We start from the raw sequence: 7604 nt of genomic DNA on the forward strand, positions 1-7604 counted from the left end.
CGCCCCCCCCCGCCCGGCCCCCCCCCCCCCCCCCGGGGCCCCCCCCCCCCGCCCCCCGGGGGGGGGGGGGGCCCCCCGGGTGGGGGGGGGGCCCCCCCGCCGCCGTACGGCCGTCATGCCCGTCGACGCACCAGTCGCAGCAGCTGCGTGGTGTGGCTCCGCCTGGCCCAGGCGATCAGGGCGAGCGGCAGGACGAGGATGAGCGGGGTCGCCGCATAGGGGCCGTGGATGGCGGTGATGTTCGCGATGAACGCGCCCACCATCAGCGCGCTGAGCGCCATCGCCGCCACGGAGTCGAGCAGCGGAATCAACAGGGCGATGCCTCCGGCGAGTTCGAGCGCGCCGATGATGTACATGCCCGTGTGTCCCCAGCCCAGCTTGTCGAAGGTCTCGGCGGCCGACGGGTGCGCGATCAGCTTGGGCAGGGCACTCGCGACGGCGTAGAAGAGGCCGAGGACGATCTGCAGAGCGGTCAGGGAGACGCGTGCTCCACGGCTGCGCCCGGGGGCGTTCACGGAGGCGGCGGAGGCGGCTCGGGAGGCAGGGAGGGTGGTCTCGGACATGCTGGTCTCCTGTGGGAAGCGGTGGCTCGTGCTGTCACAGAGGTAGACCGGGCGGGCCCGCGGAACTCATCGCCGCCGGACGGTATTTGTTCGCCCCACTCGCCCCGCGCCCCGGCCGCCCCACACCCCCGGAATCAGCCTCGCGTCGCCTTCACCGCCCTCATCCACACCCCGTCCTCGGTCAGGCGACGGTCCACTCTCAGCCCGGCCTCCCTCAGGGCCTCCTCGAACTCGTCCTCCGTCAGCGGGCGGGCCAGGAACGTCTGGGTCCAGGTGGCGTCGGGGAACTCGTACTCCGCGCGGACCGAGTTCACCCCGTCGCCGACCGGATCCGCGGACAGAATGCGGACGGTGAAGCCGGAGGCGTCCACCCGCTCACGCGGCACGCGGGTGTGCCAGTCCTGCCCCTCGCGCTGGACCAGCACACAGCCGTCGTCGGCGACATGGCGGACGCAGGTGTCCAGCAGCGCTCTGCGCTCCCTCTCGTCACCGGTGTGCACGAGGAAAGAGGCGAGCATCACCACGTCGAAGGTCTCACCGAGGTCGAGGCCCTCGATCGTGCCGCATATCGTGCGGGCCCCACGGACGCGCTCCAGCATCTCGGCGGACTCGTCCACAGCCGTGACCGTGAAACCCCGCTCCAGGAGCGGATGGGTCACGCGGCCCACGCCGCTGCCCAGTTCCAGGATGTGCGCGCCCGGGGGCACCGCGGCGGCCACGATGTCCGGCTCGTCCCCGACGGGCAGCCGCGCGTACAGCTCGACGGCGCAGCCGTCCGGGGTGATCGCGCCCGGTCCCGTCCCCGCGTGTCCCTGCCGCATCTCTGTCTTCTGACGCTTCTCGATGCTCATACCCGTCCAACGGACGGTCTCCGGCACCCCGTTCCAACGCACCGCCACTCGTTCGGGTGATGTGTTCGAGGGATGCCGGTTCTAGAAAGCGCCAATTCCGAGAAGGGCGGTTCGACAAGCACCGGTTCGAGAAAGGGACGGTTCGAGGAACACCGCCCAGGAGCGAAGGCCCGGGTCGGTCACGGCGCGAGCCGTTCGGCTCACAACGCGAACCAGCCGTGCCCGCCGTACCAGTGGCCGCCCGCACGCAGATGGTCGACGACCGCCCGCTCCACGCTGTTGCGCCGGGGCAGCGTCTCCGGCGGCAGCTCGGGATCGCCGAAGACGAACCCGACGGGCACCCCGTCGTCCGGAGTGCCGTCCTGGTGGACGAGCGCGAACCGGTCCTGGAAGCGGACGATGTTCGACTCGGCGGGCAGATAGCGCTTGAGCTGGGGATCGAGCAGCCAGGAGTGGCACACGGCCACCCCGTAGCGCTCGTCGGGGAAGTGGCGGGCGAAGAAGTCGCGGGCCAGGGCGAGTGAACGGTCGCAGGCGGCGGGTGTCAGCGGCCCGCGGAAGTCGGTGATGTGCAGGCTCAGGCACGGGTCGCCCGGGCCCAGGCCGAGACCCGCGTCGGCGACGGCCCGACCCGTGCGCCGGCCGAGCCGCGCCCGCTGGAACTGGAGCCTGCCCAGCTGGAACAGCTCCCCGTGGAAGTGCAGGGCTATCCACCAGGGGAACAGCAGTCCCGGTGTCCCGGCCCTCCTGCAGTGGACGGCCACGTGACGGCCGAGGTCGGCGAGGGTGCGCCGGGACACGTCCTCGGGGATGCCGCGCTCGCGGTGGTAGGCCCGCACGTGGGGCAGCACCGCGATGAAGACGTACACATGGAAGCAGCGTCCGAGTGCTCCGGCGGACTCCGGGAACGCGGGTGGCTCCCAGCCCTTGCCGACCTCTCCCATGTCCCGCACGAAGCGGGCGACGCAGCGCGCGAGGAGGATCATGGCCTCCGGGTCGGCCACCAATCGGGCGCGCAGCGCGACGAGTTCGTTGATGTGCTCGTGGGCCACGGTCAGGTCGAGCAGCACGTCGGCCAGCTCGTCACCGTCCGGGAGCACCGCTTCCACCCCTGGCGGACCTTCGCCCTCCAGGCTCTTCAGCCACTCCGCGAGTCCCGCGTCCGCCCTCAGCGCCTCCAGCAGCACCGTCGCCTCCCCCCGGCGGTCACCGTACCGACCGCTCTCACTTGGTGAACGTGCACCACGAAGAGTACGTTTCCCAGTAGGAGTGGTGATCCTGATGCGTACGGGCAGTGAACCGACGACAGCGCGCAGTGCGCTGCGGGCGCGCTTCTGGCTGAGCCTGTGGGGCCTGGTCTGGGCGATCTTCGGGACGGTCGCGTTCGCGCTGGTCGGGCGGCCCGGCTGGGCTGCCGCGTGCGGCGTTCTGTGGCTGGTCGTCACCGTCGACATGGCGATGATCCTGCGGCACATCCGCCAGGGGCCGCACTATCAGCCGGGACGCGACGTGCCTCCTTACGCCCCGCCGGAGACGCGACCGCCCTACCGGCCTCCGGGCGGCCGGCCGCCTTACCGACGGCCACCCGAGCACCGCCACCCGTGACCGCTGCAGCACCGGCCCTCCGCACGGCCCGCCCCTCTACGCGTCGAAGCGCGCCGCCTCCAGGTACTGCGGCTTCGGGTCGAGCGCCGCCGCCAGCCTGAAGTGACGCTTGGCCTGCTCGGGGCGGCGCTGGCGCTCGTAGGTGCGGGCGAGCGCGAAGTGCGCGAACGCGTTGTCCGGCTCGCGCTCCAGCACGATCGTGAACTCCAGCTCGGCGGGGCGCAGTTGCGCGGCGGCGAAGAAGGCCCGTGCGCGCAGCAGCCGGGCCGCCGTGTTCTCGGGATGGGCGGCGATGACCGGGTCGAGCAGCTTCACCGCGCCCCGCGGGTCGCGCGCGGCGAGCAGTTGCTCGGCGGCACGGAAGTCGATGACATGCGTCTCCGGAGTACGTCCGGTCGATCCGCTGGTCTCGGGCACGGCTGAGTCCTTCCCTCACTGCACGGGTTCAACGCCCCCGTCGGGGGCCGCTATTCCCCGGGTCGGCGGGATCGGCGCACCAGACCGTCCCATACGTCCCGTACGCGGCGTTCCAACTCGTCGAGAGCCACGTCGTTGTCGATGACGACGTCCGCGACCTCGCGGCGCTTCTCGCGCGTGGCCTGGGCGGCCATGCGGGCGCGGGCGTCCTGCTCGGTCATGCCCCGCAGCCGTACGAGCCGGTCGAGCTGGGTCTCGGGGGCCGCGTCGACGACGATCACGAGGTCGTACAGCGACGCGAGGCCGTTCTCGGCGAGCAGGGGCACGTCGTGCACGACGACGGCGTCGTCGGGGGCGGCGTCCTCCAGTTCGCGCGAGCGGGCGCCCACCAGCGGGTGCACGATCGCGTTGAGCACGGCGAGCTTCTCGGGGTCGGCGAAGACGATCGCACCCAGCCGGGGCCGGTCCAGGCTCCCGTCCGGGGCGAGGATGTCCCGCCCGAAGGCGTCCACGACCGCCGCGAGCCCGGCGGTTCCGGGCGCGACGACCTCCCGCGCGATCCTGTCCGCGTCGATCAGTACCGCTCCGTGCTCGACAAGGAGCCGGGACACCTCGCTCTTGCCGGCGCCGATACCGCCGGTCAGGCCCACCTTCAGCATGCCCAGCAGCTTAGGCCCTGACGACGGCGGGCCCCTCGACCGGGAGGCACCCCTCGGCCGGGAGGGCGGGAACGGGCCCGGTCGTCCGCGCGGCCCGGGGTCCGGGTCCGGGTCCGGGTCCGGGTCCGGTCAGGAGTCGCCCTCGCGCTCGGCCAGGAACCGCTCGAACTCCAGACCGATCTCGTCCGCGGACGGGATCTCCACCGGCTCCGCGAGCATGTTCCCCCGGGTGTCGGCGCCCGCGGCCGCGTCGTACTGGTGCTCAAGGCCCTGGACGAGGGAGACGAGCTCCTCGTCGCCCTCCTGGATCTGCCGGTCGATCTCGGTCTGCGTACGGTGCGCCTCGGTGCGCAGGGTGTGCGCGATGCCGGGGAGCACCAGGCCGGTCGCGGCGGTGATCGACTCCAGGACGGTCAGCGCGGCGTCCGGGTACGGCGAACGGGCGATGTAGTGCGGCACGTGAGCGGCGACGCCCAGGACGTCGTGTCCGGCCTCCATGAGGCGGTACTCGACGAGGGACTCGGCACTGCCGGGGACCTGGGCCTCGTCGAAGGGGCTGCGGTGGCCGGGCACCAGCTCGGTGCGGTTGCCGTGCGGGGTGAGGCCCACGGGCCGGGTGTGCGGGACGCCCATGGGGATGCCGTGGAAGTTCACCGACAGACGGACGCCGAGCCGCTCCACGATCTGCTGGACGGCGGCGGCGAAGCGTTCCCACTCCACGTCCGGCTCCGGGCCCGACAGCAGCAGGAAGGGCGCTCCGGTGGCGTCCTGGACGAGCCGCACGTCGAGGGTGGGCTCTTCGTAGTCGGTCCAGCGGTCGCGCTTGAACGTCAGCAGCGGCCGGCGGGCGCGATAGTCCACGAGCCGGTCGTGGTCGAAACGGGCCACGACCTGGTTGGGCAGCGAGTCGAGCAGCCGGTCGACGATCTGGTCGCCGGTCTCGCCCGCGTCGATGTATCCGTCGAAGTGGTAGAGCATGACAAGACCGGCCGACTCCTGGGCCAGCGCCACGTCGACGACGGCCAGCCCCTTCGGCTCCCATGCGTACAAACCCTGCGGATCAAGCACTGTGACCGCTCCTCCTCGTGTTCGTACAGCACAACATGGTGCGGAGCGCGGGCATTCCCGGACCGCGCCCCTCACCACCATCCTCTTACCCCCTTCTCGGCCGCCGACGGACGGTCACGCGGACAGCACGCGCGCGTGGAGCGCGGTCACCGCCTTGCGGGCGGACGTGAAGGCGCCGTGCTGCCAGGCGTCGGTGTAGCTGAGCCAGTCGCCCGCGAAGTAGACCCGCCCGGTGGGCTCGTTGAGGGGTTTGTAGCGGATGTCGTCGGGCCCGCCCGGGGTGTCGTGCCAGGCGGCCTCCAGGTGCGGTGTCTGACGCCAGTGGTGCGAGAACGAGGAGGCGAGTTCGGTGCGGTACTTCTCGCCGTAGATCTTCACGCCCGCGGCCACGGCCCGCTTCTCGCGTTCCTTGGGGGTGAGCTTCGCGTACGCGTCGGCGTCACCGCCGTAGTTGTAGTAGCCGATCAGGACACCGCGTTCGCCGTGGAAGCCGTAGGAGGGGTGCCAGATGTGGGTGACGTCCTGGTCGGTCTCGGTGATGCCGCCGTAGATGTGGTGGTCCAGTTCCCACCAGCGGGAGCGGTACTCCAGCCCGATCTTGCCCGCGGACTGCGGGGTGATCGCCTCCAGGGCCCTCTGCACTCCCGGTCCGAGGTTGTGCGGGACCTTGGCGAGGATGTTCGGCGGCAGGGCGCCGATGCAGTAGTCCGCGTCGATGGACCTGGTCCGGCCGCCCTGGGTGTACGTGACGGTGACGCCGCTGCCCTTGTCGGTGATCCGCGAGACGACTGCTCCCGTCCGGATGCGACGGGCGCCGATCGCCTCCGTCAGGGCCCGCGGTATCCGGTCCATGCCGCCCACCGGCTGGAACATCAGCATCGCCTGGTCGAACCCGAACTCGAAGGAGAAGTAACGGCCGACGCCGCTGGCGAAGACCTCGGACGCGGTGGGGAGTTTGTCGAGAAGCACTCCGGGGGTGCCCGCCGCGGCGGGGACGGTGGTGTAGCCGCGCCGCTCGCCGCCCTCGTACGTCAGCTTGTCGCCGAGCTCGCCGAAGTCCTTGAGGAACTCGACGAGTTTCTCCTGGTCGGCGGCGGTGAGTTCCTTGTCGAGGGCGCCCTTGTCGGTGGCCTTGGCGAGCAACTCGGAGACGTAGCCGTAGACATCGGCCTTGGCGGTGCGGTACCGCATCGGCTCGGTCATGCCGGCCGACTCGTTGAAGAGGTACGCGTCCGCGTTGGAGTTGGTGAACACCTCGACGGGTACGCCGAGTTCGCGGCAGTAGTCGAGGGTGACCATCCACTGCGGCAGGCGGGCTGGTCCCGCGTTCATGTACTGGCCCTCGCCGAAGCGCGCCGTCTGGGTGTTGCCGTAGAGGTCGGTGGTCGAATCTCCGCCCCGCACGGTGAAGTTGCGCCCGCCGGTGCGGTCCCTGGCCTCCAGGACCGTACAGTCGTAGCCGGCCTTGCCGAGTTCGTACGCGGACGCCAGTCCGGCGATGCCGCCGCCGACGATGACGACCTTCGCCGCGCCGCGTCCCGTGAGCGTGAAGTCGCTCGGCTTCAGGGCACGGAAGGGCTGTTCGCGCGGTGCGGCCTGGGCGGTGGGGGCCAGACCGAGGGCTCCCATGGTGGCGAACATCGTGCCCGCGCCACCGGTGAGACCCACCGTGCGCAGGAACGAACGCCGGCTCGTACCAGGACGGCTCTGAGGCTGTGGCATGACAGGGCTCCCCTTTCGATCTTGAACGACCGGGGAAGCCTCCCAATGGCCGGTTACGGCCCATCGGCAACTCGTGTATCCCGCGCGTTTCTGCCCGCGCACGCGTCCAGCCGGGTGGACACCGTGTACCACCGGACCACCGGGCGACCGCCGCCCGCGCGCCCGGGGCGACGCGATCACCGGGAACGGTCAGCCGACGTCACGTGCGCGACACCCACCGAGGGCCCACCTCCGGAAGGGCGGCCCGGCCGCCGCGGTCGACGGGGCAGGCAGCCGGCATCCGCCACGGTCGGGGGCGACCGCCATCTCCCGCGACCGACGAATCGGCCGGCATCCGCCAGGGTCGGCCAGGCAGCCGCCGTGACCCGCGTGATCAATGGGGCGGCCGCCGTGACCCGCGTGGTCGGCGGGAAACGCACTGCGGGCCCGCACCCTGATGGGTGCGGGCCCGCAGTCATCGGCTAGCGCCTAGCGGTGAGCTTTCAGCTCTGGCCGCCGGCGAGCTTCTCGCGGAGGGCAGCCAGGGCCTCGTCCGACGCCAGGGCGCCGGAGTTGTCCGCGGACTCCGAGGAGTACGAGCCACCGCCGGACGCGGCCGGAGCCGCACCCGCCGCGTCGCCGCCCTCGGCCGCCGCCTGGGCGTCGGCCTCGCGGGACTTGATGACCTGCGCCTGGTGCTGCTCGAAGCGCTGCTGCGCCTCGGCGTACTGGCGCTCCCA

Annotated in this window: 8 protein-coding genes and 1 pseudogene; 1 reads left to right on the plus strand and 8 read right to left on the minus strand. The window is 71.7% G+C overall.

Annotated features, from left to right (window positions below):
- Nucleotides 1-113: 113 nt before the first annotated feature.
- The 3 genes from ACZ4IF_RS27035 to ACZ4IF_RS27045 form a co-directional block, all read right to left on the minus strand.
- Entirely contained in the window at nt 114-563 is a 450-nt protein-coding gene (locus ACZ4IF_RS27035; RefSeq protein ID WP_467567253.1) for a DoxX family protein, read from the minus strand.
- A gap of 134 nt (nt 564-697) precedes the next feature.
- On the minus strand, nt 698-1384 hold the full coding sequence (locus ACZ4IF_RS27040) for a class I SAM-dependent methyltransferase (protein ID WP_467567293.1): 687 nt from the start codon (nt 1382-1384) through the stop codon (nt 698-700).
- Between the two features lie 230 nt (nt 1385-1614).
- Nucleotides 1615-2601 carry an acyltransferase domain-containing protein gene (locus tag ACZ4IF_RS27045; protein WP_467567256.1) on the minus strand — a complete coding sequence of 329 codons (987 nt, stop codon included), beginning with the start codon at nt 2599-2601 and terminating at the stop codon, nt 1615-1617.
- A 94-nt stretch (nt 2602-2695) separates the two neighbouring features.
- Between ACZ4IF_RS27045 and ACZ4IF_RS27050 the strand changes: the two genes are divergently transcribed.
- A complete protein-coding gene (locus ACZ4IF_RS27050) occupies nt 2696-3019 on the plus strand; it encodes a DUF6343 family protein (RefSeq protein ID WP_467567259.1) in 324 nt (107 codons plus the stop codon).
- A gap of 36 nt (nt 3020-3055) precedes the next feature.
- Here ACZ4IF_RS27050 and ACZ4IF_RS27055 read toward each other — a convergent pair whose 3' ends face one another.
- The 5 genes and pseudogenes from ACZ4IF_RS27055 to rpsA all read right to left on the minus strand — a co-directional run.
- On the minus strand, nt 3056-3436 hold the full coding sequence (locus ACZ4IF_RS27055; RefSeq protein WP_028806009.1) for a tetratricopeptide repeat protein: 381 nt from the start codon (nt 3434-3436) through the stop codon (nt 3056-3058).
- A 50-nt stretch (nt 3437-3486) separates the two neighbouring features.
- Nucleotides 3487-4095 (minus strand): dephospho-CoA kinase, encoded by a 609-nt coding sequence (gene coaE / locus ACZ4IF_RS27060; RefSeq protein WP_467567263.1) that lies wholly within the window; start codon nt 4093-4095, stop codon nt 3487-3489.
- Between the two features lie 129 nt (nt 4096-4224).
- Nucleotides 4225-5163 (minus strand): PAC2 family protein, encoded by a 939-nt coding sequence (locus tag ACZ4IF_RS27065; protein ID WP_095933608.1) that lies wholly within the window; start codon nt 5161-5163, stop codon nt 4225-4227.
- A 114-nt stretch (nt 5164-5277) separates the two neighbouring features.
- Nucleotides 5278-6804 carry a flavin monoamine oxidase family protein gene (locus ACZ4IF_RS27070; RefSeq protein ID WP_467567296.1) on the minus strand — a complete coding sequence of 509 codons (1527 nt, stop codon included), beginning with the start codon at nt 6802-6804 and terminating at the stop codon, nt 5278-5280.
- Nucleotides 6805-7367: 563 nt separating this feature from the next.
- Nucleotides 7368-7604, minus strand: a pseudogene (gene rpsA, locus ACZ4IF_RS27075) (30S ribosomal protein S1); the annotation flags it as partial.

The organism is Streptomyces sp. NPDC025784 (assembly GCF_055558435.1).

Excerpts from the sequence above, each read along its gene's own strand:
- ACZ4IF_RS27040 (WP_467567293.1), bottom strand. The coding sequence starts at position 1,384 with ATGCGGCAGGGACACGCGGGGACGGGACCGGGCGCGATCACCCCGGAC.
- coaE (WP_467567263.1), bottom strand. The coding sequence starts at position 4,095 with ATGCTGAAGGTGGGCCTGACCGGCGGTATCGGCGCCGGCAAGAGCGAG.
- ACZ4IF_RS27050 (WP_467567259.1), top strand. The coding sequence starts at position 2,696 with ATGCGTACGGGCAGTGAACCGACGACAGCGCGCAGTGCGCTGCGGGCG.
- ACZ4IF_RS27035 (WP_467567253.1), bottom strand. The coding sequence starts at position 563 with ATGTCCGAGACCACCCTCCCTGCCTCCCGAGCCGCCTCCGCCGCCTCC.
- ACZ4IF_RS27070 (WP_467567296.1), bottom strand. The coding sequence starts at position 6,804 with ATGTTCGCCACCATGGGAGCCCTCGGTCTGGCCCCCACCGCCCAGGCC.